Annotated in this window: 26 protein-coding genes and 1 pseudogene; 21 read left to right on the top strand and 6 right to left on the bottom strand. The window is 72.5% G+C overall.

The window, feature by feature from the left end; all coding sequences use genetic code 11:
- The first annotated feature begins 17 nt into the window (after positions 1–17).
- Complete coding sequence (locus tag ITJ68_RS00565) at positions 18–2510, top strand: ATP-binding protein (RefSeq protein WP_194659428.1); 2493 nt, start codon at positions 18–20, stop codon at positions 2508–2510.
- Positions 2507–3184, top strand: coding sequence for a response regulator (locus tag ITJ68_RS00560; RefSeq protein WP_194659427.1), 678 nt, complete (start codon positions 2507–2509; stop codon positions 3182–3184). Before ITJ68_RS00565 ends, ITJ68_RS00560 begins: the two co-directional genes overlap by 4 nt.
- Positions 3185–3200: 16 nt before the next feature.
- On the opposite strand, the gene ITJ68_RS00555 is transcribed toward ITJ68_RS00560, so the two are convergent.
- Positions 3201–4052: a LuxR C-terminal-related transcriptional regulator gene (locus ITJ68_RS00555; RefSeq protein WP_194659426.1), complete on the bottom strand. Its 852-nt coding sequence runs from the start codon at positions 4050–4052 to the stop codon at positions 3201–3203.
- Positions 4053–4165: 113 nt separating this feature from the next.
- On the opposite strand from ITJ68_RS00555, the gene hxlB reads away from it, so the two are divergent.
- The 4 genes from hxlB to ITJ68_RS00535 all read left to right on the top strand — a co-directional run bounded on the left by hxlB (position 4166) and on the right by ITJ68_RS00535 (position 7257).
- The gene (hxlB, locus tag ITJ68_RS00550; RefSeq protein WP_194659425.1) at positions 4166–4738 is read left to right on the top strand and encodes a 6-phospho-3-hexuloisomerase; all 573 of its coding nucleotides are present in this window, start codon (positions 4166–4168) and stop codon (positions 4736–4738) included.
- 19 nt (positions 4739–4757) lie between these two features.
- Positions 4758–5384 carry a 3-hexulose-6-phosphate synthase gene (hxlA, locus tag ITJ68_RS00545; protein ID WP_071276907.1) on the top strand — a complete coding sequence of 209 codons (627 nt, stop codon included), beginning with the start codon at positions 4758–4760 and terminating at the stop codon, positions 5382–5384.
- A gap of 173 nt (positions 5385–5557) precedes the next feature.
- Positions 5558–6517: a bifunctional GNAT family N-acetyltransferase/class I SAM-dependent methyltransferase gene (locus ITJ68_RS00540; RefSeq protein ID WP_323743172.1), complete on the top strand. Its 960-nt coding sequence runs from the start codon at positions 5558–5560 to the stop codon at positions 6515–6517.
- Positions 6514–7257: an alpha/beta hydrolase gene (locus ITJ68_RS00535; protein ID WP_194659424.1), complete on the top strand. Its 744-nt coding sequence runs from the start codon at positions 6514–6516 to the stop codon at positions 7255–7257. The genes ITJ68_RS00540 and ITJ68_RS00535 overlap by 4 nt, the downstream gene beginning before the upstream one ends.
- Here ITJ68_RS00535 and ITJ68_RS00530 read toward each other — a convergent pair.
- Positions 7214–8560, bottom strand: coding sequence for an APC family permease (locus tag ITJ68_RS00530; RefSeq protein WP_194659423.1), 1347 nt, complete (start codon positions 8558–8560; stop codon positions 7214–7216). The genes ITJ68_RS00535 and ITJ68_RS00530 overlap by 44 nt on opposite strands.
- Before the next feature lie 183 nt (positions 8561–8743).
- Between ITJ68_RS00530 and ITJ68_RS00525 the strand changes: the two genes are divergently transcribed.
- The 5 genes from ITJ68_RS00525 (at position 8744) to ITJ68_RS00505 (ending at position 13946) form a co-directional block, all read left to right on the top strand.
- Complete coding sequence (locus ITJ68_RS00525; protein ID WP_194659422.1) at positions 8744–9529, top strand: HAD family hydrolase; 786 nt, start codon at positions 8744–8746, stop codon at positions 9527–9529.
- A 66-nt stretch (positions 9530–9595) separates the two neighbouring features.
- On the top strand, positions 9596–12112 hold the full coding sequence (locus ITJ68_RS00520; RefSeq protein WP_194659421.1) for a glycoside hydrolase family 65 protein: 2517 nt from the start codon (positions 9596–9598) through the stop codon (positions 12110–12112).
- Between the two features lie 183 nt (positions 12113–12295).
- Positions 12296–13063, top strand: a complete 768-nt coding sequence (locus tag ITJ68_RS00515) for an SDR family NAD(P)-dependent oxidoreductase (protein ID WP_194659420.1) — start codon at positions 12296–12298, stop codon at positions 13061–13063.
- Between the two features lie 70 nt (positions 13064–13133).
- Positions 13134–13598 (top strand): prevent-host-death protein, encoded by a 465-nt coding sequence (locus ITJ68_RS00510; RefSeq protein WP_194659419.1) that lies wholly within the window; start codon positions 13134–13136, stop codon positions 13596–13598.
- Between the two features lie 3 nt (positions 13599–13601).
- The gene (locus tag ITJ68_RS00505; RefSeq protein WP_194659418.1) at positions 13602–13946 is read left to right on the top strand and encodes a hypothetical protein; all 345 of its coding nucleotides are present in this window, start codon (positions 13602–13604) and stop codon (positions 13944–13946) included.
- 3 nt (positions 13947–13949) lie between these two features.
- On the opposite strand, the gene ITJ68_RS00500 is transcribed toward ITJ68_RS00505, so the two are convergent.
- The gene (locus ITJ68_RS00500) at positions 13950–14465 is read right to left on the bottom strand and encodes a DUF1697 domain-containing protein (protein WP_194659417.1); all 516 of its coding nucleotides are present in this window, start codon (positions 14463–14465) and stop codon (positions 13950–13952) included.
- 90 nt (positions 14466–14555) lie between these two features.
- Here ITJ68_RS00500 and ITJ68_RS00495 point away from each other — a divergent pair, with 90 nt between their 5' ends.
- Positions 14556–15131, top strand: a complete 576-nt coding sequence (locus ITJ68_RS00495) for a winged helix-turn-helix domain-containing protein (RefSeq protein WP_194659416.1) — start codon at positions 14556–14558, stop codon at positions 15129–15131.
- On the top strand, positions 15128–16465 hold the full coding sequence (locus ITJ68_RS00490; RefSeq protein ID WP_194659415.1) for an MFS transporter: 1338 nt from the start codon (positions 15128–15130) through the stop codon (positions 16463–16465). The genes ITJ68_RS00495 and ITJ68_RS00490 overlap by 4 nt, the downstream gene beginning before the upstream one ends.
- 25 nt (positions 16466–16490) lie before the next feature.
- On the opposite strand, the gene ITJ68_RS00485 is transcribed toward ITJ68_RS00490, so the two are convergent.
- On the bottom strand, positions 16491–16754 hold the full coding sequence (locus ITJ68_RS00485; protein WP_194659414.1) for a hypothetical protein: 264 nt from the start codon (positions 16752–16754) through the stop codon (positions 16491–16493).
- A 112-nt stretch (positions 16755–16866) separates the two neighbouring features.
- Between ITJ68_RS00485 and ITJ68_RS00480 the strand changes: the two genes are divergently transcribed.
- The gene (locus tag ITJ68_RS00480; RefSeq protein WP_194659413.1) at positions 16867–17319 is read left to right on the top strand and encodes a hypothetical protein; all 453 of its coding nucleotides are present in this window, start codon (positions 16867–16869) and stop codon (positions 17317–17319) included.
- Between the two features lie 172 nt (positions 17320–17491).
- Here ITJ68_RS00480 and ITJ68_RS00475 read toward each other — a convergent pair whose 3' ends face one another.
- Positions 17492–18961: an NCS2 family permease gene (locus ITJ68_RS00475; RefSeq protein WP_194659412.1), complete on the bottom strand. Its 1470-nt coding sequence runs from the start codon at positions 18959–18961 to the stop codon at positions 17492–17494.
- Positions 18962–19028: 67 nt separating this feature from the next.
- On the opposite strand from ITJ68_RS00475, the pseudogene folE reads away from it, so the two are divergent.
- From folE to ITJ68_RS00450, 5 genes and pseudogenes are all read left to right on the top strand, one after another.
- Positions 19029–19595: pseudogene (folE, locus tag ITJ68_RS00470) on the top strand (GTP cyclohydrolase I); the annotation flags it as partial.
- Between the two features lie 128 nt (positions 19596–19723).
- Entirely contained in the window at positions 19724–20659 is a 936-nt protein-coding gene (folP, locus tag ITJ68_RS00465; RefSeq protein ID WP_194659411.1) for a dihydropteroate synthase, read from the top strand.
- Positions 20656–21450, top strand: coding sequence for a pyrimidine reductase family protein (locus ITJ68_RS00460; RefSeq protein ID WP_323743171.1), 795 nt, complete (start codon positions 20656–20658; stop codon positions 21448–21450). The genes folP and ITJ68_RS00460 overlap by 4 nt, the downstream gene beginning before the upstream one ends.
- A gap of 48 nt (positions 21451–21498) precedes the next feature.
- The gene (locus tag ITJ68_RS00455) at positions 21499–22152 is read left to right on the top strand and encodes an HAD-IA family hydrolase (RefSeq protein ID WP_194659410.1); all 654 of its coding nucleotides are present in this window, start codon (positions 21499–21501) and stop codon (positions 22150–22152) included.
- Positions 22153–22285: 133 nt separating this feature from the next.
- On the top strand, positions 22286–22846 hold the full coding sequence (locus ITJ68_RS00450) for a type 1 glutamine amidotransferase domain-containing protein (RefSeq protein ID WP_194659409.1): 561 nt from the start codon (positions 22286–22288) through the stop codon (positions 22844–22846).
- Here ITJ68_RS00450 and ITJ68_RS00445 read toward each other — a convergent pair.
- Positions 22843–23412 (bottom strand): MOSC domain-containing protein, encoded by a 570-nt coding sequence (locus ITJ68_RS00445; protein WP_194659408.1) that lies wholly within the window; start codon positions 23410–23412, stop codon positions 22843–22845. The two genes, ITJ68_RS00450 and ITJ68_RS00445, sit on opposite strands and share 4 nt — an antisense overlap.
- A gap of 117 nt (positions 23413–23529) precedes the next feature.
- Between ITJ68_RS00445 and ITJ68_RS00440 the strand changes: the two genes are divergently transcribed.
- Entirely contained in the window at positions 23530–25080 is a 1551-nt protein-coding gene (locus ITJ68_RS00440; protein WP_194659407.1) for an AlkA N-terminal domain-containing protein, read from the top strand.
- A complete protein-coding gene (locus tag ITJ68_RS00435) occupies positions 25077–25595 on the top strand; it encodes a methylated-DNA--[protein]-cysteine S-methyltransferase (protein ID WP_194659406.1) in 519 nt (172 codons plus the stop codon). Before ITJ68_RS00440 ends, ITJ68_RS00435 begins: the two co-directional genes overlap by 4 nt.
- Positions 25596–25704: the final 109 nt, after the last annotated feature.

Raw genomic sequence — 25704 nt, 5'->3', positions numbered from 1 at the left:
CGCGAGAGGATGAGCACGTGAAGCGAGGGAAGCTGCGGGTCCTGCTCGGTGCCGCACCCGGCGTCGGCAAGACCTTCACGATGCTCGAAGAGGGGCGCCGCCTGCGTGCCGAGGGCCGTGACGTGGTCGTCGCCGTCGTCGAGACCCACGGCCGCGCCGCCACCGCCGCGCTCGTCGACGGGCTCGAGGTCGTGCCCCGCCGCACCGAACAGCACCGCGGCGTCGAGCTCGACGACCTGGACCTCGCAGCCGTCGTCGCACGCCGGCCCGACGTCGCCCTGGTCGACGAGCTCGCCCACACGAACGCCCCCGGCGGCCCGCACGAGAAGCGCTGGCAGGACGTGGAAGCCCTGCTCGCCGCGGGCATCGACGTCATCTCGACGGTGAACATCCAGCACATGCAGTCCCTCGGGGACGTCGTGCGCGAGATCACCGGCACCGTCCAGCGGGAGACCGTCCCGGACGCCGTGGTCCGCGCCGCCGACCAGATCGAGGTCGTCGACCTGTCGCCGCAGGCCCTCCGCGAGCGGCTGTCCGACGGGCTGGTCTACCCGGCCGCCCGGATCGACGCCGCGCTGTCGAACTACTTCCGCCTCGGCAACCTCACCGCCCTGCGCGAGATCGCCCTGCTCTGGCTGGCCGACGAGGTCGACGACGCGCTCAAGCGCTACCGCGCCGAACACGGGATCGACCACCGGTGGGAGGCCCGCGAGCGCGTCCTCGTCGCACTCACCGGCGGGCCCGAGGGCGAGACCCTCCTGCGCCGCGGAGCCCGGATCGCCGCGCGGTCGGCGGGCGGGGAGCTCGCGGCGGTGCACGTCACGACGAACGACGGGCTGCGGGAACGCCACCCCGGTGCGCTCGGCAAGCAGCGGGCGCTGCTCGAACAGCTCGGCGGGACGTACCACCAGGTAGTCGGCGACGACGTGCCCTCGACGCTGGTGCGCTTCGCCCGGTCGATCGACGCGACGCAGATCGTCATCGGGGTCAGCCGCCGCAGCCGTGCGACCGCGGCCGTCACCGGTCCGGGCATCGGCAACACGGTGATCCAGGAGTCCGGCGACATCGACGTGCACGTGGTCACGCACGAGCGCGCCGGCGGCGGGATCGCCCTGCCCAAGCTCGGCGGCAGCCTGTCCCGAGGCCGCGTGGTCGCCGCGTTCGTGCTCGCCCTCGTCGCGGGGCCGCTGCTCACCTGGGCGCTCAGCCTCACCGACGACCCGGACTCGATCACGGTCGACGTCCTGGCGTACCAGCTGCTCGTCCTCGTCGTCGCGCTGGTCGGCGGGATGCTGCCGGCGGTGTTCGCGGCCGTGCTCTCGGGGCTCAGCCTCGACTTCTTCTTCGTCCAACCGCTGCACCAGGTCACCGTGCAGCAGCCGTGGCACCTCGTCGCCCTGGTGATGTACGTCATCAGCGCCGTGCTCGTCAGCTTCGTGGTGGACCGGTCCGCGCGCCGCTCCCGGACGGCTCGTCGGGCCGCGGCGGAGTCCGGGCTCCTCGTCGGGATCGCCGGCAGCGTCCTGCGCGGCGACGACGCCCTGCAGGCACTCGTCGACCGCACCCGCGAGGCCTTCGGCTTCACGGGGCTGCGCGTCCGCCAGGGCGACGTCGTGCCGGCCACGTCGGGGACGTTCGACGACGCGCCGGACGCCACCACGAGCCTCCCGTCCGGAGCCGTCCTGGAGTTCGCCGGCGCACCCGACGACCCGACCCAGCGCCGCCTGCTGCGGGTCGTGGAGCAGCAGATCGACGCCGCCCTGGAGCACCGGGCACTCACCCGCACCGCGGTGGACGCCGAGCGGATCGCGGCGGCGGACCGGGTGCGGAGCGCCATCCTCGCGGCCGTCGGCCACGACGTGCGCCGGCCGATCGCGGCCGCCTCGGCCGCCGTGCAGACCCTCCGTGCCAGCGACATCCGCCTGTCGGAGACCGACCGGGAGGCCCTGCTCGCCACCGCCGACGAGAGCCTCGGTCAGCTCGCGGTGCTGTTGGGCGACCTGCTCGACGTCTCGCGGGTGCAGGCGGGGGTGCTCGCGGTCACACCCGTGCCGCTGCCGCTGGAGACCGTGGTCGCGCCGGCCCTCGACGAACTGGAGCTCGGGCCGGACGACGTCGACCTCGACCTGCCGGCGGACCTGCCGCCGGTGCTGGCCGACCCCGTGCTGCTGCAGCGCGTCATCGTGAACCTGCTCGCGAACGCCGTCCGCTACAGCCCCGAGGGCACGAGCGTCCGGGTGGCGGCGAGCGCCTTCGGCGGCGGGGTCGAGCTCCGTGTCGCGGACCACGGACCGGGCATCCCCGAGGTGCAGCGGAACGACGTGTTCCAGCCCTTCCAACGGCTCGGCGACACCGACAACGACACCGGGCTGGGGCTCGGACTGGCACTGGCACGGGGCTTCACCGAGGGGATGGGCGGCACCATCGAGGTCGACGACACCCCGGGCGGCGGGCTCACCATGGTGGTGCGGCTGCCGATCGCCGGACACCTGGGAGTGGTAGCCCGATGAAGGTCCTGATCGCGGACGACGACCCGCAGCTCGTCCGGGCCCTCGGCGTGACGCTGACCGCCCGCGGGTACGACGTCGTCACCGCCCGGGACGGCCGCGCCGCCATCGACGCGGTGATCACCGAGCGCCCGGACATCGTGATGCTCGACCTCGGCATGCCCAGGCTCGACGGCATCGGGGTCCTGCAGGGCATCCGCGCGTGGACGCAGGTGCCCGTGCTGGTGCTGTCCGGGCGGACGGACTCGGCGGACAAGGTCGACGCGCTCGACGCCGGCGCGGACGACTACGTGACGAAGCCGTTCCAGATGGACGAGCTGCTCGCACGGCTCCGGGCGCTCGGTCGGCGGCGGGTCGTCGCGTCCGAGGAGACCCCGTCGATCGCGATCGGTCCGCTGCTCGTGGACCTCGTCGCGAAGCAGGTGACGTCGACCGAGGGGCCCGCGATCCGGCTCACCCCGACCGAGTGGCGGCTGCTCGAGGTCCTGGTCACGAACCCCGACCGGCTGATGACCCGCGAGATGCTCCTGACCGAGGTCTGGGGTCCGACGCACGGCAACGACTCCGGCTACCTGCGGCTCTACATGGCGCAGCTGCGGCGGAAGCTCGAGCCGGACCCCGCACACCCCCGCTACCTGGTCACCGAGTCGGGGATGGGCTACCGCTTCACGCCCTGAGGCAGCACGGCGCTCGTCACGAGCGGGCGCCGGCAGCGGCGGCGAGTTCGGCGCGGGTGCGGGCGCCGTGCTTCCGGAGCAGGTTCGCCACGTGGTACTTCACCGTGTTGACGGTGATGCCGAGCCCGTCGGCGATCTCCCGGTTGCCGACGCCGGTGACGACGAGCCGGAGCACGTCGCGCTCCCGTGGGGTCAGGTCGGCGTCGTCGGCCACGTCGACCTGCCCGGCCGGCGGGTCGAGGGGGAGCGAGATGTCGAGGACCGACCCCCACGCCGGCGTCGAGTCGACCCGGAGTCGTCCGTCCAGGGCCGCGACCCGTTCGGCGATCGGCCGCATCGCGTCGTCATGGGTGTCGAGCGTGCCGGCGCCGTCGTCGCGGAGCTGCATGAGCAGGTTCCGGCCGTCGCAGTCCCACTGGATGCGGACCCGCTGCGCCCGACCCTCGTCGGCGAGCGCGAGGACCGCCGTCCGCACGATCGCCCTGGCCGCGTGCGCGACGTCACCGGGCAGGGCGCGACCGGTGGCCGGCGGCTCGACGAACTGCACGTCGAGGTCGCCGAAGCGCACGAGCGGGCGGAGGTCGGCGCGGAGCCGGGAGAACGCCCCGGTCACCGGTTCGAGCAGGGCTCCGCGCTGCAGGTCGGTCGCGGTGCGCAGCTCGACGAGGGCGGCCGAGGCGATCTCGACGGCCTCTGCCCGAGCCGCTGCGTCCCCGACCCGCGAGGACCGGAGCACCGCGAGCACCGACTCCAGCGTGAGGGCGTGCCGGTCGGCCTGCTCGGCGACGGTCCTGGCGTGCTCCGCGGCTGCCAGCCGTCCGCCGGGGTCGACCCGGGCCTCCAGGGCGGTGTCTGCTGTGTCGTCCACGCACCGAACCTACGCGGGTCTCCCATCCGTGTGGGTGGGGCCACCCGATCGGGTGGGACCCCCGCCGTGTCGGGTAGCGGTCCGTCCAGGGGCGGAGGGCCAGTGTGGGTTGCATGGCACAACCGACCGTCCCCGACGCGCTCGACCTGGTCGTCCGCGAGCTCGACGACCTGGCCGCGGCACTCCGATCGGCCGACCCCGCGCCCTTCGCGCAGGCCGTCGACCTGGTCGAGGGCGCCGACCGTGTCTTCGTGCACGGTGCCGGTCGCTCCGGACTCGCGCTCCGGATGACCGCGATGCGGCTGATGCACCTCGGACTCGACGTGCACGTCGTCGGCGAGGTCACGACCCCGGCGATCCGCCCGGGTGACGTGCTGCTCGTCGCGAGCGGCTCCGGCACGACCGCCGGGATCGTCGCAGCGGGGCAGAAGGCCGTCGAGGTCGGGGCATCCGTCATCGCGGTCTCCACCACGGCGGACTCGCCCCTCGCCGAGCTGGCCGCGGTCACGCTCGTGCTCCCCGCCGCCACGAAGACCGACCGCTCCGGCACCGCGTCCGCGCAGTACGCCGGCAGCCTGTTCGAGCAGGGCGTCGCCCTGCTCGGCGACGCGCTCTTCCACACCCTGTGGACCAGGGGCGGGCAGTCCGCCGACGACCTCTGGCCCCGTCACGCCAACCTCGAATGAACCACTGAAAGGCACACTCATGCAGCTCCAGTTCGCCATGGACACCCTGACCACCGAGAAGGCCCTCGAGCTCGCCGCCGCGGCCGCGCCGCACGTCGACATCATCGAGCTCGGCACGCCGCTGATCAAGGCAGCCGGCCTCTCCGCCGTCACCGCGATCAAGGAAGCCCACCCGGACAAGATCGTCTTCGCCGACCTCAAGACGATGGACGCCGGTGAGCTCGAGGCCGACATCGCCTTCTCCGCCGGCGCCGACCTGGTCACCGTGCTCGGTGTCGCCGGTGACAGCACCATCGCCGGTGCCGTCAAGGCCGCCAAGGCCCACGGCAAGGGCATCGTCGTCGACCTGATCGGCGTGTCCGACAAGGCCGCCCGTGCCCGCGAGGTCACCGAGATGGGCGCCGAGTTCGTCGAGATGCACGCCGGTCTCGACGAGCAGGCAGAGGAGGGCTTCACCTTCTCGAAGCTCCTCGACGCCGGCAAGGAGTCCGGCGTGCCGTTCTCCGTCGCCGGTGGCGTGAACGCCTCGTCCGTCGCGTCCGTGCAGGAGGCCGGCGCACGCGTGGCCGTCGCCGGCAGCGCGATCTACAGCGCGTCGGACGTCGGTGCTGCCGCCGCGGAGATCCGCGCGGCCATCACGGCCTGACCCACCCCCACCACGACCGGCCCGACGGGCCCCGGCTGCAGGCCGGGGACGTCGGGCCGTCGTCGTGTGGGCGCGCGGCTGCGAGCGGCGTCCGGACGGGAGGCTCGCCCTCCTCCGCAGCGTCGCCGTCGGCCCGACTGCCGGTCCGGCTCGGGGAGCGCTAGCGTCGGAGCGTGACGATCACCCTGCGGGCCATGACCGCCGACGACTGGCAGCGGTGGCGGCCGGTCCGGCTGGCGGCGCTCGCGGACGCGCCCGAGGCCTTCGGCTCACGGCTCGCCGACTGGTCGGACGCTCCGGAGGACCGCTGGCGCGCCCGGCTGTCGATCCCGGGCGCCCTCGACCTGGTCGCGTACGAGGGCGACCACGCGGTCGGCATGGCGAGCGGGGTCCCCGGCGAGGGCGACCGTGCCGAGCTGATCTCGATGTGGGTCGACCCCGCCGCGCGTGGCCGCGGTGTCGCGGACGCCCTCGTCGACGCCCTCGTCCGCTGGGCCGCCGAGACCGGGGCCGCCGTGCTCGAGCTCGCGGTGATGCCCGACAACGCGCGTGCCCGACGGACGTACGAACGCCTCGGCTTCACCGCATCGGCCGTGCCCGGCGACGCCCTGCCGGACGGCCGTCACGAGGTCGTGATGCTCCGGGTGCTGGCGGGCCCACCGGCGGCCCCACGCGCCTCCGGGCTGGTCGACGTGCTGGCCGGGCTGGTCCGACCAGGCGCCAACGTGCTCGAACTCGGGTCGGGGGCCGGGCGGGACGCCCTCGCCCTCGAAGCCGCCGGGTTCCGTGTCGAGCGCACGGACGGGGCCAGGACCTTCGTCGACGAGCTGCGGGCCGACGGCCACGGTGCGCGTGTGCTCGACGTCCGGACCGGGGTCTTCGGCGGACCGTTCGACGCCGTCTTCGCGACCGGACTGCTGCGCCACGTGCGGCGGACGGAGCTCCGCGGGGTGCTCCGCCGTGCGCTCGTGGCCGTCCGTCCCGGCGGGGTGCTCGCCGTGACGGTCCAGCGGACCGACGACGCCCTGGCGGCCGACGTCGCCGCTGCCGGCTGGGTCGACGTGGTCGTCCGGGCGGTCGCGGACGACGGACCGTTCACGATCACCGCACACCGGACCGAGGAGACACGATGAGCCGAGCACGTCGATGGACCACCTGGACCGTGGCGGTGGTGCTCGTCCTGGTCGTGGTCTTCCTCGTGTGGGCGAACATCGTGATGCAGGGCACCCGTGCCGCCGCGCTGCAGGTCTGGCGTGACGACCGCGTGGCCGTGCGGGACGCCGGTGACGCCGTGGTGATGACGCCGACGGGCAGCGCGAACGGCGTCGGCGTCGTGTTCGTCCCCGGTGCGAAGGTCGACGCGTACGCCTACATGGCGTCGTTCCGGCAGGTCGTCGCCGCCGGGACGACGGTCGTCATCACGAAGCCGACGCTCAACCTGGCCTTCTTCGACCCACGGCCGCTCGCCACGTTCGAGGCCCACGTGCCGTCGGTCCACACCTGGGCCGTCGGCGGGCACTCCCTCGGCGGGGTCCGGGCGTGCCAGCTCGCCGACAGCCCCGAGGTCGCCGGCCTGCTGCTGTTCGGCAGCTACTGCGCGAACGACCTGTCCGGGTCGGACCTGGACGTCCTGAGCCTCTCCGGGTCCCGCGACGGGCTCTCCACGCCCGCGAAGGTCGACGCCGCCCGCGAGCGGCTGCCGGCGAGCGCGACGATGACGGAGCTGCAGGGCGTCAACCACGCGGACTTCGGGGCGTACGGCGCGCAGCCGGGCGACCGCACGGCGACGATCCCGCGTGCCCAGGCCCGTGCCGAGATCGCCGCCGCCGTCACGCGGTGGGTCGACGGTCTCCGCGCTTCCGGCCTCCACTGACCCGCGCCACGAGGTAGAGCACGACGCCGACCGCGAGCAGCATCGCCGCGTACAGCCACACCTGCCCGCTCTGCTGGGTGAGCAGCAGGATGCACGACAGCACACCGAGGACGGGGACGAAGGTCCAGACCCGGAAGTGGTCGTGCTCCACGCGGTCGCGGCGCAGGACGAGCACGGCGACGTTGGTGCTGATGAACACGAAGAGCAGCAGCAGCACGACGGTCTCGGCGAGGGTGCCGACGTCGCCGACGAGCGTCAGCAGCATCGCGACGACGGTCGTCGCGCTGATGGCCGTCCATGGCGTCTTCCGGTTCGGCAGGACCTTCCCGAGCACGGTGGGCAGCAGGCGCTGCTCGGCCATGCCGTAGGTCACGCGGCTCGCCATGATCATCGTCAGCAGCGCGCCGTTCGCGACGGCGACGAGGGCGATCAGGCTGAACACCCAGTCCGGGATCGGCACTCCGGTGGCGGCCACGACCTGGAGCAGCGGGCCGGACGACTCCTGCAGTTCGGAGGAGGGCAGGGCGATCGCGCTCGCCAGGCCGACGAGCACGTAGACGACGCCGGCGGTGGCCAGGGCGCCGAACAGGGCCCGCGGGTAGACCTTCCGCGGCTCGCGGACCTCCTCGGCGACGTTGGCGGAGGTCTCGAAGCCGACGAACGAGTAGTAGGCGACGATGGCGGCGCTCAGCGTGGCGAGCGCCGGGTTCGCCTCGGACGGGAACGCCCCGATGCGCGAGACGTCGCCGCCACCGCCGCTCATCATCACGGCGACCGCGACGATGACGATCACGAGGCCGGACACCTCGATGACCGTCATGACGACGTTGCTCTTCAGCGAGTCCGAGATCCCGCGGGCGTTCAGGCACGCGACGAGCGCCAGGAACACGATGGCGGTCGGCACCGGGGGCAGGTCGACGAACGTGCCGAGGTAGTCCCCGGCGAAGGCGAGCGACAGGCCAGCGGCGCTCGTGACACCGGCGGCGAGCATGCAGAACCCGACCAGGAACGACACGATCGGCACCTTGTAGGCGCGCTCGGCGAAGATCGCGGCGCCACCGGCCTTCGGGTACTTCGTCACGAGCTCGGCGTACGACCCAGCCGTCAGGAGGGCGAGCAGCAGCGCCAGCAGCAGCGGTGCCCAGAGCGCTCCGCCGACGTCCTTCGAGAGCGTGCCCATCAGCGCGTAGATGCCGGCGCCGAGGACGTCCCCGAGGATGAACAGGTAGAGCAGCGGCCCGGTGATCGCCTGGCGGAGCTTGGAGCCCTGCCCGTCGACGGCGCGGTCGGTGGTGTCGGTCATCGTGTCCCCTTCGTCACGATGAGCGAACCGGTTGTCCTCTCCGCGCCCTCACAGTCAGGAGCACGTCCTCCACCGTCGGTGAACTCTCTCCACAGGGGCGGCGCCGAGTGCCACGCGGCACCTGGAGCGGTCCTAGACTCGGGCGCACCACTCGTTCGACACGACTCCCTGGAAGGTGTGTCCATGACGTCGTCAGACCGGTCCGCCCCCGTGCGCCTCGCCGATGCGCGGGCACTCCTCTTCGACCTCGACGGCGTCCTCACGCCCACCGCCGACGTGCACATGCGCGCCTGGAGCCGCCTGTTCACGCCGTACCTCGCCGCGCACGGCGTCGCGCCGTACACGGAGCAGGACTACTTCGCGTACATCGACGGCAAGCCGCGCTACGACGGCGTGCGCTCGCTCCTCGACGCCCGTGGCATCGAGCTGCCGCAGGGCACCCCGGACGACGACCCCGACCAGGACACCGTCTGCGGGCTCGGCAACCGGAAGAACGCGGAGTTCACCGCCGAGCTGACCGAGCACGGTGTCGAGCCCTACCCGGGGTCGCTGCGCTTCCTCGTCTCCGCCATCGACGCCGGCCTGTCCGTCGCGGTGGTGTCGAGCTCCGCGAACGCCAAGTCGGTGCTCCGGACCGCTGGCATCCTCGAGCGCTTCCCGGTCGTCATCGACGGCATGGTGGCGCGGGAAGACGGCCTCGCAGGCAAGCCCGCGCCGGACACCTACCTCGACGCCGCCAGCCGCTTCGGCCTGACCGCCGCCGAGTGCGTCGTGGTCGAGGACGCCACGAGCGGGGTGGCCGCCGGCCGGAACGGCTCCTTCGGCCTGGTGGTCGGCGTCGACCGCGGCGCTGGTGCCGACGCCCTGCGCGAGCACGGCGCGGACGTCGTCGTGACGGACCTCGCCGACCTCATCGCCGAGCTGCCCGAGCCGGCCGGGCCGACTGAGCCGGCCGTCCCGACGACGTAGGCGGACCACCGGCGCGATCCGCGCCTCCAGGCCGTCCCCTGACCACCTCCCCTCCCACGGAGCCCCATGAACCCCATCACCTCGGACCCCCTCGACCGCGTCCGGTACCCGGTCGACGAGTGGGCGCTCGTCGAGACCGAGTACACCCCGGACGAGCAGGGCGTCGCGGAGACGAACTTCGCGGTCGGCAACGGCTACCTCGGGCTGCGCGGCAACCTCGACGAGGGCCGCGGCGGCGTGCAGTACGGCACGTACGTCAACGGCTTCCACGAGACCTGGCCGATCCGGCACGCCGAGGACGCCTTCGGCTTCGCCAAGACCGGCCAGACGATCATCAACGTGCCCGACGCCAAGGTGATCCGGCTGTACGTGGACGACGAGCCCCTCGTCCTCGCCGAGGCCGACATCCTGCGGCACACGCGTCGACTCGACTTCCGCGGCGGGTTCCTGCTGCGCGAGACCGAGTGGTCCACGCCGTCGGGCAAGCGCGTCCTGATCCGGTCGCGTCGCCTCGTGTCGTTCACGGACCGGCACCTCGCAGTCGTCGACTACGAGGTCACGATGCTCGACCACGACGCCTCGATCCTGTTGTCCAGCCAGATCCTCAACCGCCAGGACGTCGTCGACGAGTACCACGCCGGCATGCGTGCGGCTGCGTCGGCGTCGGCGTTCGACCCCCGCAAGGCGGAGACCTTCAGTGAGCGCGTGCTCGAACCGCGCCTCAAGCGGAACACCGCGACCCGCTCGCTGCTCGGGTACCAGGCCAAGAGCTCCGGCATGACGATCTGCGTCGGGGTCGAGCACCGGCTCGAGACCGAGAACACGTGGGACGAGTCCTCCTCGATCGAGGATGACCTCGCCAAGCACGTGTACCGGGTGCAGGCCAAGGCCGGCCAGCCGATCCGCCTGACCAAGAACATCGTCTACCACACCTCCCGTGGCGTCCCGGCGCGCGAACTCGCCGACCGCTGCGACCGCACGCTCGACCGCGCCCACGCCGAGACGGTCGAGGAGACCTTCGCCAAGCAGCGCGTGTGGATGGACGACTACTGGGCGCGCAGCGACGTCGAGATCGCCGGGCAGCCGGAGATCCAGCAGGCTGTGCGCTGGAACCTCTACATGCTCGCGCAGGCGACGGCGCGCACCGACGGCCACGGCATCGCGGCCAAGGGCGTCACCGGCTCCGGCTACGGCGGGCACTACTTCTGGGACATGGAGATCTACGTCCTCCCGTTCCTCAGCTACACCGCGCCGATCGTCGCGCGCAACGCGCTGCGGTTCCGCTACAACATGCTCGACTCCGCGCGGGCCCGCGCCCGTGAGCTGAACCAGCACGGCGCCCTGTTCCCGTGGCGCACGATCAACGGCGAGGAGTCCAGCGCGTACTACGCCGCCGGCACCGCGCAGTACCACATCGACGCGGACATCGCCCATGCGCTGATGCAGTACGTCCGGGCGTCCGGGGACACCGAGTTCCTGAAGCGCGGCGCGATCGACATCCTCGTCGAGACCGCCCGGCTGTGGGAGGACCTCGGCTTCTGGCGCTCGAACGGCGACCAGAAGTTCCACATCGACGGCGTCACCGGTCCGGACGAGTACACGACCGTCGTCGACGACAACATGTACACGAACGTGATGGCCCGGGCGAACCTGTGGTTCGCGGTCAACGCGTGCCGCCAGCTCAGCGTCGACGACCCGGGCGAGTACGCCCGCATGGTCCGCCGCACCGGGCTCGACGAGTCCGAGATCGTCGACTGGGAGCACGCCGCCGAGTCGATGGAGATCCCCTTCGACCCGCACCGTGGCATCCACCCGCAGGACGCCCAGTTCCTCGACAAGGAACTCTGGGACCTCGAGCGGACGCCGGAGTCCAAGCGTCCGCTGCTGCTGCACTACCACCCGCTCGTGATCTACCGGTTCCAGGTGCTCAAGCAGGCCGACGTCGTGCTGGCGCTGTTCCTGCAGGGCCACGAGTTCACCCCGGCGGAGAAGCGTCGCGACTTCGACTACTACGACGCCCTCACCACCGGTGACTCGACCCTGTCGGCCGTCGTGCAGTCGATCATGGCGGCCGAGGTCGGCTACCACGAGCTCGCGGAGCAGTACTTCCACACGGCGCTCTACGTCGACCTCGCCGACCTGCACGGCAACACCACCGACGGCGTGCACATCGCGTCGACCGGCGGCATCTGGGGCGGGCTCGTCAACGGCTTCGGCGGCATGCGCGACCACGGCGGCAAGATGTCGTTCAACCCGCGGCTGCCCGAGCAGTGGGAGCGCCTGACCTACCGCCTGACGGTGCACGGCTCGCGCGTGCGCGTCGACCTCGAGCAGGAGCGCATGACGTTCACGGTCGAGACCGGGTCCGGCTTCACGGCCTGGGTGCACAACCAGCCGTACGACATCGAGACCGGCGCCCCGACCGTCGTGCCGATCCCGCACCACGGGCCGCGCATGTCCGGGCACGCCCCGACGACGAGCGACATCCAGGGCACGCTCCGCGCGGACGGTTCGGTGATCACGGCGTCGATCCCGACCATCTCGCTCGAGCGCGACCTCGACGCGGACGACACCACCGCGTAGCGGCTCTCCGGACCGGGTCGCGCACCACGGTGCGCGGCTCGGTCCAGCGTGGAGGCCCGGCGCGGCCCCGGCGGTCCACTCGCCTGGCCACGTGTCCAGGCCGGTGCGGGCACGGTGGTCTGCTGTGCCCCTCGGGCCGATGGCGTCCCTCCCGGGCACGGACGTGCAACGAGAGGATCCACCATGGGCAAGCGGTTCGAGGGCAAGGTCGCGATCGTGACGGGAGCCGGCTCCGGCATCGGTGCGGCCACGGCGAGGGCGTTCGTCGACGAGGGGGCCTCCGTCGTCCTCGTGGACAGCGTCGAGGAGAAGGTCCGAGCCGTCGGCGACGACCTGCCGACCGACCGCGTCGTCGTCCTGCGCGCGGACGTCGCCTCGCCCGAGGACTGGGAGACCGTCGTCGCCGCGGCGCTCGACCGCTGGGACAGGGTCGACGTCCTCGTGAACAACGCGGGCACCTTCACCTCCGGCGACGTCACCGACATCTCCACCGACGAGTGGCACCGGGTCATCGAGACCGACCTGTCGAGCGTGTTCTACGGCACCCGGGCAGCGCTGCCGTTCCTCCGCGAGACGAAGGGGTCGGTCGTGAACACCTCGTCCGTGTCGGGCCAGGGCGCTGACTGGCGCATGAGCCCGTACAACGCGGCGAAGGGCGGGGTGTCGAACTTCACGAAGGCCGCCGCGCTCGACAACGGCCACGCCGGCGTCCGGGTGAACGCGGTCGCGCCGGGCCTGATCTGGACGGACATGACCCAGGAGCAGGCCGAGGACGAGGCCCTCAAGCAGGAGTTCGCCGAGCGCATCGCCCTCGGCCGCGGTGGTCGTGCGGAGGAGGTCGCGGCGGCCGTGCTCTTCCTGGCCAGTGACGAGGCGTCGTTCATCACCGGGGCGATCCTGCCCGTGGACGGCGGCACGATGGCGAGCAACGGGCAGCCCGCGCAGTCCTGACCTGGGCAGTGCGAGGTCTCACACGGCCTCTCCCCTTGTGTTCAGAACACGTTCTGAATACGGTGGTGTCATGACGCTCCTCGCTCCCGTTCGCCGCCGGCGCTCCGTGCAGTCGTCCGACCTGTCACGCCACGCGAAGGACGTCTTCGCTGCCGCTGAGCAGGAACCACTCGAGGTCACCCGACGAGACGGTGCGCCGCTCGTCCTGACGACGAAGGAACGGTCCGACGACGACGAGGCCGTCCTCGACATCGCTGCACAGCTCATCGCCGCGGTCACCGTCAACGAGTCGCTGCCGCTGCACGACCGCCTGGCGATCCCCTACCCCTGGTTGAAGCTGCTGAGCCGTGCTGACCAGCAGCGGTTCGCCACGGAGATCGTCGAGGTGGCCCGCGGTTCGTTCTCCCTCCGGCAGCCCCGGAAGCTGCTGCTGGAGATGCAAGCCTGGCGCAACTCGGCAGAGGCCATCGCCGCCGGGTGGGACACCTCGGAGCCGACCCTGCTCGACCCGCCGGTCGTGGCCGAGAAGCCGTGACTGATGGCCGCGCGCCGATCTGGCGTGGCGCGGCCGGTCCGCACCACGGAGTACACCATCGTCCTCGTCACACGTGCTGCCGAGCACGGGTGGCGTGACGTCCTCGCGACGCAGCGCAACGCCCTGGCCGGCGCGTGGGAGCGGCTCACGACGGATCCGCTGACCGAGGACCTCGCCTGCCATGCACTCCGCGGGGAACTGGGCGTCGTCGTGCACTCGGGGCGTGAGTGGGTCCGACGGCAGCACGAGCTCAAGCGGGGCGCACGCATCTGGTTCACCGTGGACGAAGAAGCTCGGGTCGTGCAGGTGATCGCGGTGCACACGCATCACCCGAACCAGACGAAGTGACGCTCAGAGGAGCTTGCGCAGGGTGTTCGTGTTGCGGGTCGTCGTCGTGCGCTTGAAGCGTGCGGCGCCGGCCCGCTTCGCGAAGACCGTGTCCGTGCTCGAGCCCTTCGGACACGACCAGTAGACGACACCGTCGCCGCGTGCGACCCGTTCGACCGTGTCGTCGAGCACGAGGTCGGCGAGCAGGTCGTCCAGCGCAGCGTCGTCCGATCCGAAGAGCACGTAGTCGTGCCGGTCGGCCGACGACTCGAAGGGGAACGCGCTGACGAGCGCGGCGAGGGCATCGTGCGGGACGAGCACGATCCAGGCGTCGTACCCGAAGCGGTCGCGGAGCGCCTGCTCGGCGTCGACCTTGAGCTCGGCCTCGTGCATCTCGGACGAGAACACGACGTTGCCCGACGCCAGCACCGTGCGGACGTCGGTGTGCCCACGTTCCTCGAACAGCGTCCGGAGGTCGGCCGATCGGATCGTGATGCCGTTCACGTTCACGCCGCGCAGCAGCGCGATCCACCGGGTCATGTCGCGACCGTACCGCGGGTACGACCCGGCTGCGCCGACAACTGCACAACATGTCTTGCGCAACACCTCTTGTGGTTCTACGGTGGGCAGATGGACGACGACGGACGGATCGACGACCCGGCGCACATGCGGGCCCTGGCGCACCCCACACGCCTGCGCATCCTCGGGCTGCTGCGCACCGACGGCCCGAAGACCGCCGCGATGCTCGGTGAGCTGATCGACGAAGCACCCGGGACCATCAGCTACCACTGCGGTCGACTCGCGACGGCTGGCCTGATCGAGCCGGCGACGGACCTCGGCGTGGACCGCCGCGAGCGGTGGTGGCGCTCCGTGCACCGGTCCTCGTCGTGGTCGCTGGAGGACGCGCTCGACGACCCCGAGCGCACCCTCGCGGTCAGCGCCCTGGACCGAGCCGTCGCGCGGACGTACGCCGCGAACTACGAGGCCTACGTCGACCAGGCGGCGACCTTCGGGCGGGAGTGGGTCGCGGCGGGCAGCAGTTCGGACCGGGTGATGCGGCTGACCGTGCCGGAGCTCGAAGAGCTGAGCGCCGACCTGTGGCAGGTGCTGGAGCGGTACCGCGAGATCGGGGCCGAGCACGTCGAGGGTGACGGCTCCGAGCAGGTCGCCGTGCTCGTCCAGGCGTACCGACGGCCTCGCGCATGACGCCGCGCGGGCGGCTGCGGGCCCTCCTCGCCGTCCAGGTCGTCTCGCGCATCGGCAACGTCGTCACGACCGTCAGCGTCCCGTTCGCCGTGCTCGCCCGCGGAGGCTCGGCGACCGACGTCGGCATCGCGGCGTTCATGGCGACGGTCCCGATCGTCCTCGGTGGTCCCTTCGGCGGCGCGCTGATCGAACGGGTGGGGTTCGTGCGGTCGAGCATCGGCTCGGACGTGGTCAGCGGGTTGACCCTGCTCGCGATGCCGGTGCTCGCATGGACCGTCGGGCTGCCGTTCTGGGCGTTGCTCGCGCTGGTCTTCGTCAGTGGGCTGTTCGACCTGCCGGGGGAGTCCGCCCGACGGGTGCTGCTGCCGGGGCTCGCGACCGAGGCCGGCGTGCCGCTCGAGCGAGCGGTGGGGCACTTCGAGGCCTCGGCCCGGTTGTCCGTGCTCGTCGGTGCACCCGTCGGCGGAGTGCTCGTCGCGCTGCTCGGCCCGTTGCCGGCGCTCGCCTGCACGGCACTCGCGTTCGGCGGGGCGGCGGTCCTGACCGCGCTGTTCGTGCGGCAGGCGTCGGTCGTCCCAGCGACCGAGGGTGATGACGGAACCGTCCCGTCCGCCGGGTACTGGCGCGACATCGCCGAGGGCTTCCGGTTCTGCGTCCGCGATCCGTTCTTCCGACTCGTCATCGCGCTCGTCCTCGTCACGAACCTGCTCGATGCGGCGCGGTCGACCACGCTCCTGCCGCTCTACGCCGACGAACGTCTCGGCGGGGCGCAGGCGCTGGGCTTCGTGACGGGCACCTTCGGCGGGGCGGCGTTCCTCGGTTCCGTGGCGTTCGGGTACGTTGCCCATCGCGTTCCACGGCGGATCACCTTCGTGCTGTGCTTCGTGCTGGCCGGCGGACCGTCGTTGGCCGTGCCGGCGCTCGGGCTCGGGCTGCCGTGGATGCTGGCGGCGTCGGCGGTGTCCGGTCTGGCGGCCGGGTCGCTCAACCCGATCCTCGGGGCGGTCGAGCTCGAGCGGATCCCCGTGCACATGCGGGCCAGGGTGTTCGGGTTGCTCGGGGCGGGCTCGTGGGCCGGCATCCCGCTCGGCGGCCTGCTCGCCGGGTTCGCTGCCGAGGGCATCGGCGTCTCGGCGACCTTCGGCGTGGTGGTGGCCGTCTACACGGTCGTGACGCTCGCGCCGCTCACGGGCGGGGCCTGGCGGCTGATGGAGCGACCGGGGCAACCGGAGCGAGCCGAGCGACCGGGGCAACCGGAGCGCCCAGAGCGAGCCGAGCGACCAGAGCAGCCCACCAGCGCCGTGACGTCCACCGAGTCGACGTCGGCGCGCTGAGGCCCGTCGGGACCTCGAGTCGGCGTCACGACCACGTCCGCGCGACCGTCCAACCGCCACCGTCGGGCACGATGTCGACCACCAGGGTCTCGCCGTCCTCGGCGGTGACCTGGAAGCGCCACCCCGCAGTCCGCTCGGGCGCGTGGGTGATGGCGGTGGGCAGGTCGGACGGGGTCACGGTGAGTCGTGTCGGCACGTCGGACACGCGCCAGCGGCGTCCCTGCCACACGATGCGCACCGGCATCCCCTGGGTCCACCAGACCGTGGTGGCTGCGTCGACGACGATCATCGGGTCCTCCTCATTCGAACGTGTGTTCGAATGGTAGGCGTCGGTCGAGGCTCCTGCAACCGCCGTCGGATCCCGGGAGCGGTTCCGGGACTGCTCGTGTAGACGGGGTCACATGACGAACGACGGACAGGGACCGGACGCCGCCCACCAGGTGCCAGAGGGGGTGTCCGAGGAGACCGTCGAGGCACTCGGGACGCTCTCCGCGGCGCTCGAGGTGCTCGAGCACGCTCGCGGCTACCTCTACGGGTTCCACCGCCTGACGGGCAAGGCGGACCTCGGCTTCGGGGACGCCGTCGAGCAGCTCCGGAAGGCCGGGCACACCGAGCTCGCTGACCGCATCGACACGGAGCTGATCGGGCGGAACGTCATCGAGGGCCGGTGGACGTTCCAGATCGTCGAGGACTACGACGACGGATACTACGCGCTCGCCAAGGACCTGGAGCGCACCGCGCGGGACGACCTCGCGGGGGGCCGCCGCCACCTGCTCGAGGCGGGCATGAAGGAGGACCGGCGCACGCGCGCCCGGCGCCACCACGAGGCGACGCCGGCCGACCTGCCGGAGTAGCCCCGAGCCTCCCGGCCGGACGCCCGGCGCCGGACAGATCTTGCAAGACACCGGTGTTCGTGTTCCGCGCCGCGATCATCCGCGGTTCGTCCGACGAACACCGGTGTTTTGCGGTCCGGGACCCCCGCGCCCGCCACCGCCCGTCGCCAGCCGCAGCCGCCACCGCCCGGCGTCAGCCGACGCCGAGCACCGACTCCAGCGGCCCGCGCGCGAAGTACAGCAGGAAGCCCGCGGCGACGACGTAGAGCAGCCAGGAGACCTCGCGGCCGCGGCCGGACAGCGCCTTGATGAGCACCCAGCTGATGAAGCCGACGCCGATGCCGTTCGCGATCGAGTAGGTCAGCGGCATCACGACGATCGTCAGGAACGCCGGCAGCGCCGACCCGAAGTCGGTCCAGTCGATGTCCTTGACCTGCGCGACCATGAGCGCACCGACGACGACGAGCCCGGCGGCGGCGACCTCGAGCGGGACGACCTGGGTCAGCGGCGTCAGGAACATCGACGCCAGGAACAGCAGGCCGGTGACGACGGAGGCCATTCCCGTGCGGGCACCCTCGCCGATGCCCGCAGCGGAGTCGATGAAGACGGTGTTCGACGAGACCGAGGCGCCACCACCGGCGATCGCACCGGCACCCTCGACGACGAGCGCCGAGCGGAGGCGGGGGAAGGTGCCGTCGGGCTTCGCGACCCCGGCGGCCTTCGCCAGCCCGGTCATCGTGCCCATCGCGTCGAAGAAGTTCGTGAAGACCAGCGTGAAGACGAGCATCGACGCGGCGAGCGGGCCGATGCGGCTGAAGGCGCCGAAGTCGAAGTGTCCGACGAGCGACAGGTCGGGCAGGGCGAACAGTGCGCTCGGCAGGCCGGGGGCGTTGAGGTTCCAGCCGGTCTTGGAGTCGACCGAGGTCGGCACGTGGAAGACCGCCTGCAGGATGATCGCGATGATGGTCGTCGCGATGATGCCGATGAGCAGGGCTCCCTTGACCTTGCGCGCCATGAGCGTGCCGATGATGACCAGGCCGATGAGGAACACGATCGTGGGGAGGGCCCCGACAGAGCCGTCCTCGCCGAGCTGCAGCGGCGGCGACGCCAGGCCCGATGAGCGCACGAAGCCGGAGTCGACCAGGCCGATGAAGGCGATGAACAGGCCGATGCCGACCGTGATCGCGGCCTTGAGCTGCGCCGGCACCGCCGTGAAGATCATCGTCCGGATGCCCGTCAACGCCAGGATGACGATGATCACGCCGTTGATGACGACGAGCCCCATCGCCTCGGCCCAGGTGACCTGGTGCACGACGCTGACGGCGAGGAACGAGTTGATCCCGAGGCCCGCGGCGATGCCGAACGGCAGGTTCGCGATCATGCCCATCGCGATGGTCATGATGCCGGCGACGAGGCCGGTGGCCGCGGCGACCTGGGCGTTCTCGAGCCAGCCGCCGGTGACGTCCTTCGCGGCCTGGTCGGCACTGAAGCCACCCAGGATGAGCGGGTTGAGGATGACGATGTACGCCATCGTGACGAAGGAGACGAGGCCACCGCGGACCTCGCGGGGGATGGTCGATCCACGCTTCGTGACGGAGAAGAAGCGGTCGAGGCCGGACGCGACGCGGTTCCGGGGCGGTTCGGTGGTCTTCGTGGCGCTCACTGACGAAGTTTAAAGGAACCTGGCAGCGTCGGGGGACTGGTGTTTGATGGGGTCCGTGAACCACCGCATGGACCGTGCACGCATCGAGGCCGCCGTGCGCGAGCTCCTCGCCGGCATCGGGGAGGACCCCGACCGTCCCGGACTCGCACGGACACCGCAGCGGGTGGCAGACGCCTACGCCGAGTTCTTCGCCGGCCTGGGGGAGGACGCCGCCGCGATCGCCCGCGACGGCACCGTCCCGGCCGAGGCCGACGAGCGCGGCCAGCTCGTGGTCGTGCGCGACATCCGGTTCCGGTCCGTCTGCGAGCACCACATGCTGCCGTTCCTCGGCGTCGCGCACCTGGCCTACGCCCCGGGCGAGCGCCTGATCGGCCTCGGCACGCTGGCCCGGGTCGTCGACGCCCTCGCGTCGCGCCCGCAGCTGCAGGAGCGTCTCGGCGAGCAGGTCGTGCGGGCGGTGCAGGACGGGCTCGACGCCCAGGGCGTCCTCGTCGTGCTCGACGCCCAGCACCAGTGCGTGACGACCCGCGGCGAACGGCAGACCGGCTCGACGACGGTGACGGTCGCCGCGAGCGGCTCCCTGGCCGAGGCCACCGGGCGGGCCGAGGCGATCGCCCTGATCGGAGCCGGGAGCGGAGCCGGAGCCGGGAGCGGATTCGGAGCCGGCACCGGCGCCGACGCCGACGCCGACGCCGACGCCGACCACGCCGCCGGCGCCGACCACGACGCCCAGGCCGCCGCACGCCAGCCCGAGGCGGACGCATGACGCCAGACCGACGCGCCACGAGCCTCCAGGCCGGCTCGTCACCCGGCTGGGTCGTGCCCGACCTGCGCGACCCGGTCCGCACCATCGGCCGTCGCACCATCGACTTCGACCACCGCATCGCCGTGATGGCGATCGTCAACCGCACCCCCGACTCCTTCCACGACAAGGGCGCCACGTTCGCGCTCGACCGCGCGGTCGAGGCCGCCGTCCTCGCCGCCGAGCAGGGCGCTGACTGGGTCGACATCGGCGGCGTGAAGTTCGCGCCGGGGCCGGAGCTGCCCGCCTCGGACGAGATCGACCGCGTCGTGCCCGTCGTCGAGCAGCTCGCCCAGCAGTCCGACGTCGTCATCAGCGTCGACACCTTCCGCCCCGAGGTCGCGGCCGCCGCGATCGCCGCCGGCGCGAGCGTCGTCAACGACACCACCGGGCTGTCCGACCCGCGGATGGCCGACGTGGTCGCCGACTCCGACGCCACGATCGTCATCACGCACTCAACGGCCCCGCCCCGCCAGCGGCTCCCGACACCGCCCGTCTACGACGACGTCACCGGATCCGTCGTCGGCTTCCTGCGCGAACGCGTCGACCGGGCGCTCGCCGCCGGCGTCCCCGACGCGCGGATCATCGTCGACCCCGGCCACGACCTCAACAAGAACACCGTGCACACGCTCGAGCTCACCCGCCGTCTGCCCGAGGTCGTCGCGCTCGGCTACCCCGTGCTCGCGGCCGTCTCGAACAAGGACTTCGTCGGGGAGTCCCTCGGTCGGCCCCGCGGCGCACGGTTGTCGGGGTCCCTGGCCGTGGCGACGGTCAGCGCGATGCTCGGCGCCCGCATCGTGCGGATGCACGACGTCGTCGAGTCCGTCGACGCCATGCGGATGGTCGAGGCCACCCTCGGCTGGCGCGCACCCCTGGAATCGAGGCACAACACGTGAACCTGCTGCCCCCGTCCGTCGCGGACCTGTCCGACGACGACCTGGTCGCCCTGTACAGCGCGGCGCCGGCTCCGGCTGTGGCTGGTCCGGGTGTCGGCCTGGAGGCCCGGACCGGCTCCGAGGCGTCGGCCGCCGGCTGGATCCGGGTCAACTTCGTCAGCACGCTGGACGGCGCCGCATCGGCCGCCGGCGTCACCGGGTCGCTCGGCGGGCCGGACGACCTGCGGGTGTTCGACCTGCTCCGCCGCATCGCGGACGTGGTGCTCGTCGCCGCCGGCACCGTCCGCGACGAGGGCTACGGGCCCATGCGCCTGCACGACGCCGACGTCGCCTGGCGCCGCGAGCACGGCCTGCCGGACCACCCCGTGTTCGCGATCGTCACCGGGTCGCTCTCGCTCGACCCGGCGTCGTCCGTCTTCACCGACGCACCCGTGCGTCCGCTGGTGCTGACCTCTGATGCTGCCGATCCCGCCGCCCGGGAGGCCCTGTCCGCCGTGGCCGACGTCGTGTCCTGCGGGACGGACTCGGTCGACGTCCGGCTCGTGCGGGAGGCCCTGGTGTCCCGCGGTCTCGGGCGCATCCACTGCGAGGGCGGGCCGTCGTTCCTGGGGTCCCTGGTGGCGGCGGACCTCGTCGACGAGCTGTGCCTGTCGGTGGACCCGTCGCTCGAGGGCGGCGAGGGGCCCCGCATCGTGCGCGGGTCCTCGCCGGAGCTGCGGCGGATGCGGCTGGCGCACGTGCTGCGCGGCGAGGGCGACCTGCTGCTGACGCGGTACGTCCGCTCGCGGTGAGGTGGGCCGCCCGTTCCCGGTGGTGTGCTGGCCGGTAGGGTCGGGCACGTGATCGACATCGTGGCGTCCGGGGTCCTCTTCGACATGGACGGGACGCTCGTGGACTCCACCTCGGTCGTCGAGGGAGCGTGGGGCCGCTTCGGCGCAGCGCACGACCTCGCACCGTCGACGATCCTGGCGTTCTCGCACGGGCGACAGACGATCGACACCGTCGCGCACTTCCTGCCCGACCTCGACCCCGCGGAGCAGCGCCGGCTGGCGGACGAGCTCGTCGCCGACGAGGTCGAGAACACCCACGGCATCGTCGAGGTCCCCGGCGCAGCGGCGTTCCTGCAACGCCTGGTCGACGCCGGCGTCCCCGTGGCGCTGGTGACGAGTGCGCCGCGTGACCTCGCCCTCAACCGGATGCGTGCCGCCGGCGTCACCGTGCCGGACGTGGTCGTCACCTCCGAGGACATCGCGAACGGCAAGCCGCACCCCGACGGGTACCTCCGCGGTGCCGAGCTCCTCGGCCTGGCGGCGACGGACTGCCTGGCGTTCGAGGACGCCCCTGCGGGTGTCGAGTCCGCGATCGCCTCCGGAGCCACGACGGTCGTCGTCGGGCCGCTCGAAGCCGACGTCACGGTCGGGATCCCGCGCGTCCACGGCTTCGACGGCGTGGAGGTCATGCCCGAGGGAACCGCGTTCCGCATCCGCGGCTGACAGCGGTCCCGCCGCGGGACGACCGAGCCACGCACCGATGGTGTGCACGAAGCGCAGGGCTGTGCCGGTGTCCAGCGTCGCCGAGCACGCTGGATCCCGCGGCCGGAGACCCCGGTCCGTGGAAGGAGCAGTCATGGCAACCCTCGACGGCAAGAAGATCCTCGTCATCGCGACGAACTACGGCGTGGAGCAGGACGAGATCGTCGTCCCGGTCGACCAGCTCCGGGCGCGCGGAGCCTCGGTGACCGTCGCGGCCCAGGAGACCGACACCATCCAGACGCTGGTCGGTGACAAGGACCCGGGCACGACGCTCGACCCCGACACCACGCTCGCGACCGTCTCGGCGGGCGACTTCGACGCCCTCGTCATCCCCGGCGGCACCATCAACGCCGACAACCTGCGGCTCGACAAGTCCGCCGTGCGCCTGGCGACGAGCTTCGCCGAGGCCGGCAAGCCGGTCGCCGCGATCTGCCACGGTCCGTGGACCCTGGTCGAGGCCGGTGTCCTGCAGGGCCGCACGATCACGTCCTACCCGTCGCTGCAGACCGACGTCCGCAACGCCGGCGCCGAGTGGGTCGACCAGGAGGTCCAGGTGGACGACACCAACGGCACCCTGATCACGTCGCGCACGCCGGACGACCTGCCGGCGTTCGTCGACGCGATCGAGGCGTCGCTCACCGGCACCTCCGCCTAGCGCGCCGGAGGGACCGGCACGGGGCGGGCCGTGCGGAGCACCGCGGGACCGAGGCTGAGCACGCCGTCGGACTCCGGGTCGCACCGCACCCCGCCCCGTCCCCGCATCGCCCGGAAGGCACCCGGGGCGATCTCGTGGTCCATCCAGGCGCAGGGGTTCGCCGGGCGGTACCCGCGGAACAGCACGGGGCCGTGGCCGGCGTCGAGCGAGAAGGGCTCCCCACGGAGCGCCTCGAAGTCGACGCCGCGCAGGTACACGTTGCGCCGGGTCCGCGTCGGGTCGAGGTCGACGCCGAGTGCACGGCCGACGTCCTCGAGCGCTTCGAGCCCGATCACGGTGACCGAGGCGTGCACGTGCGCCCGCGCGGCGAAGTACCGGTCGCCGACGATCCCCAGGCCCGCGCGCAGCTCGACCCGGTCGCGCAGCTCGTCCTCGTCCGCGGGCAGTGCCCCGTCGGCGGGCCGTCCCTCGTAGCGGTGCCGTCGGGACACCTGGAGCATCGCGACCTCGACCTGCGTGACGTGCCCCAGCACGGCGGGGGTGACCGCGTCGGGACCGGGAGCCATGCGCACGACGCTAGCCGAGCCTCCCGTCCGCAGTGCACGCGGAGGACCCGCCGGCCTCCCACCACGCCGTCCGATTCCCGCCAGTTGCGTGACGGTGGCCCGTGTCAGGCTGACGGCATGGCCACCCACGACCCCGACGCGCTGCACGCCGAGCGCCACCGCATCGCCGCCTCGCGCGACGCCCGGTTCGACGGCCAGTTCGTCACCGCCGTGCACTCGACGGGCATCTACTGCCGGCCGAGCTGCCCCGCGCGCACCCCGCGCTCGACGGGCGTCACCTTCTACCGGACGAGTGCGGCGGCGCACCTCGCGGGCTTCCGCGCGTGCAAGCGCTGCCTGCCCGAGGCGACGCCCGGCAGCCCCGAGTGGGACCTGCGCGAGGACGTCGCCGGCCGCGCCATGCGCCTGGTCCTCGACGGCGTCGTCGAACGAGAGGGCGTGCCCGGCCTCGCCGCCCGCGTCGGCTACTCCGAACGACAGCTCGGCCGCATCCTGACGGAGGAGCTCGGCGCCGGACCGAAGGCCCTCAGCCGCGCGCACCGCGCACAGACCGCGCGCACGCTGCTCACCTCGTCCGACCTGCCGATCGCCGACGTCGCGTTCGCCGCCGGCTTCACGAGCGTCCGCCAGTTCAACGACACCGTGCGCGAGGTCTTCGCCCTCACCCCGACGGAACTCCGCGCCCGGCGCCGCGCGCTCTCCGCCCCCGACGGCGGCCTGCACGTGCACCTGCCGGCGCGGGCACCGTTCGACGCGCAGGGCCTGCTCGACTGGCACGCACTGCACGCGCTCGCCGGACTGGAGCGGGTGGTCACCTCCGATGCCGGTGTCGTCACCGCCTACGAACGGCTCGTCGACCTGCCGGGAGGCCCTGGTTGGTTCCGCGCGTCGGCCGCCCTCCCCGACGCAGCCGGCCCCAGGGCCGGCATCGACCTGACCATCCGGGTCACGGACCTCGGCGACCTGCCGACGCTCGTCGCGCGGGTCCGGGCGCTGTTCGACCTGGACGCCGACCCGGTCGCGGTGGACACCGTCCTCGGCGCGGTGCCCGCGTTGGCCCCTGCCGTCGCCCGTGTCCCAGGACTCCGGTTGCCGGGGGCGGTGGACGCGCACGAGATCGTGTTCCGCACCCTGATCGGCCAGCAGGTGTCCGTCGCGGCCGCGCGCACGGCGCAGACCCGGCTGGTCGCGGCACTGGGAGCTCCGGTGCCCACGGCGATCGCCCCGGACGGGCTCCTCTTCCCGACCGCCGCCGTCATCGCGGCGTCGGGACACGAGGTCCTGCGTGGGCCGGCCGCCCGCGTGGACACGATCATCCGGGTCGCGGCGGCGCTCGCCGACGGGTCGCTCGTCGTGCACGGTGGACAGTCGCTCGACGAACTCCGCGGCGGGCTCCTCGCCGTCAAGGGCATCGGGCCGTGGACGGCGGACTACGTCGCGCTCCGCGTCCGGCACCACCCCGACGTGTTCCTCCACAGCGACCTCGCCGTGCGGAACGGTGCACAGGAACTCGGGCTGCCCGGTGGGGCGCGTGAGCTCTCCCTATGGTCGGAGCAGGTGGCGCCCTGGCGGAGCTACCTCACGATGCACTGCTGGCGGCCGATCGTCGACCGCGCCACGGTGGCCGCTCGTGTCGCCCACACGAACTCCCGGAAGGACACCCCATGACCGACGCCGTGATCTCCACACTCCACACCCCAGACGGGTCCTTCACCGTGCTCGAAGACGTGCAGGGGCGCGTGCTCGCCTCGGGCTGGACGGACTCCTTCGACCGCATCCTGGCCCGCATCCCCGCGCAGCACCGGCCCGCGCACGTGTCCACGGGCACGGTGTCCTCAGCCGAGGCCGTCGACGCCTTCTACGCCGGGGACATCGACCCGGCGATGCACGTCCCGGTACGCCAGGTCGGCACCGAGCTCTCGACCGAGGGCTGGCGGCAGCTCCGCCTGATCCCCGCGGGGTCGACGCTGACCTACACCGAGCTCGCCGCGGCGATGGGCCGACCGGACGCCGTGCGGGCGGCAGCGAGCGTCTGCGCCCGGAACGCCCCCGCGCTGTTCGTGCCGTGCCACCGGGTCCTCCGGTCCGACGGCTCGCTCGGCGGCTTCGCGTGGGGGCTCGACGTCAAGCGCTCCCTGCTCGAACGGGAGGCCGTGGGCACCACCGCGCTCGTCCAGCACTGAGCCCGCGGCACCACCCGCGTCGAGGGGCCGAGCGGTGCGTCTGCCCCTGGAAGCGGGGGGAGACGTACCGTTTGCGAACTGTCACACTCGGACCACCGACATCCGCACG

It is taken from the genome of Curtobacterium sp. VKM Ac-1395 (genome assembly GCF_015350975.1).
Classification (GTDB): Bacteria; Actinomycetota; Actinomycetes; order Actinomycetales; family Microbacteriaceae; genus Curtobacterium.
The sequence above is the reverse complement of the archived record's forward strand: the minus strand, read 5'-3'. Positions and strand labels throughout refer to the sequence as shown.

Coding starts and splice junctions, on each gene's coding strand:
- ITJ68_RS00435 (WP_194659406.1), top strand. CDS start 25,077: ATGACCGACGCCGTGATCTCCACACTCCACACCCCAGACGGGTCCTTC.
- ITJ68_RS00440 (WP_194659407.1), top strand. CDS start 23,530: ATGGCCACCCACGACCCCGACGCGCTGCACGCCGAGCGCCACCGCATC.
- ITJ68_RS00520 (WP_194659421.1), top strand. CDS start 9,596: ATGAACCCCATCACCTCGGACCCCCTCGACCGCGTCCGGTACCCGGTC.
- ITJ68_RS00490 (WP_194659415.1), top strand. CDS start 15,128: ATGACGCCGCGCGGGCGGCTGCGGGCCCTCCTCGCCGTCCAGGTCGTC.
- ITJ68_RS00450 (WP_194659409.1), top strand. CDS start 22,286: ATGGCAACCCTCGACGGCAAGAAGATCCTCGTCATCGCGACGAACTAC.
- hxlB (WP_194659425.1), top strand. CDS start 4,166: ATGGCACAACCGACCGTCCCCGACGCGCTCGACCTGGTCGTCCGCGAG.
- ITJ68_RS00505 (WP_194659418.1), top strand. CDS start 13,602: ATGGCCGCGCGCCGATCTGGCGTGGCGCGGCCGGTCCGCACCACGGAG.
- ITJ68_RS00515 (WP_194659420.1), top strand. CDS start 12,296: ATGGGCAAGCGGTTCGAGGGCAAGGTCGCGATCGTGACGGGAGCCGGC.
- ITJ68_RS00500 (WP_194659417.1), bottom strand. CDS start 14,465: ATGACCCGGTGGATCGCGCTGCTGCGCGGCGTGAACGTGAACGGCATC.
- ITJ68_RS00510 (WP_194659419.1), top strand. CDS start 13,134: ATGACGCTCCTCGCTCCCGTTCGCCGCCGGCGCTCCGTGCAGTCGTCC.
- folP (WP_194659411.1), top strand. CDS start 19,724: ATGACGCCAGACCGACGCGCCACGAGCCTCCAGGCCGGCTCGTCACCC.
- ITJ68_RS00495 (WP_194659416.1), top strand. CDS start 14,556: ATGGACGACGACGGACGGATCGACGACCCGGCGCACATGCGGGCCCTG.
- ITJ68_RS00485 (WP_194659414.1), bottom strand. CDS start 16,754: ATGATCGTCGTCGACGCAGCCACCACGGTCTGGTGGACCCAGGGGATG.
- ITJ68_RS00560 (WP_194659427.1), top strand. CDS start 2,507: ATGAAGGTCCTGATCGCGGACGACGACCCGCAGCTCGTCCGGGCCCTC.
- ITJ68_RS00445 (WP_194659408.1), bottom strand. CDS start 23,412: ATGGCTCCCGGTCCCGACGCGGTCACCCCCGCCGTGCTGGGGCACGTC.
- ITJ68_RS00530 (WP_194659423.1), bottom strand. CDS start 8,560: ATGACCGACACCACCGACCGCGCCGTCGACGGGCAGGGCTCCAAGCTC.
- hxlA (WP_071276907.1), top strand. CDS start 4,758: ATGCAGCTCCAGTTCGCCATGGACACCCTGACCACCGAGAAGGCCCTC.
- ITJ68_RS00480 (WP_194659413.1), top strand. CDS start 16,867: ATGACGAACGACGGACAGGGACCGGACGCCGCCCACCAGGTGCCAGAG.
- ITJ68_RS00525 (WP_194659422.1), top strand. CDS start 8,744: ATGACGTCGTCAGACCGGTCCGCCCCCGTGCGCCTCGCCGATGCGCGG.
- ITJ68_RS00535 (WP_194659424.1), top strand. CDS start 6,514: ATGAGCCGAGCACGTCGATGGACCACCTGGACCGTGGCGGTGGTGCTC.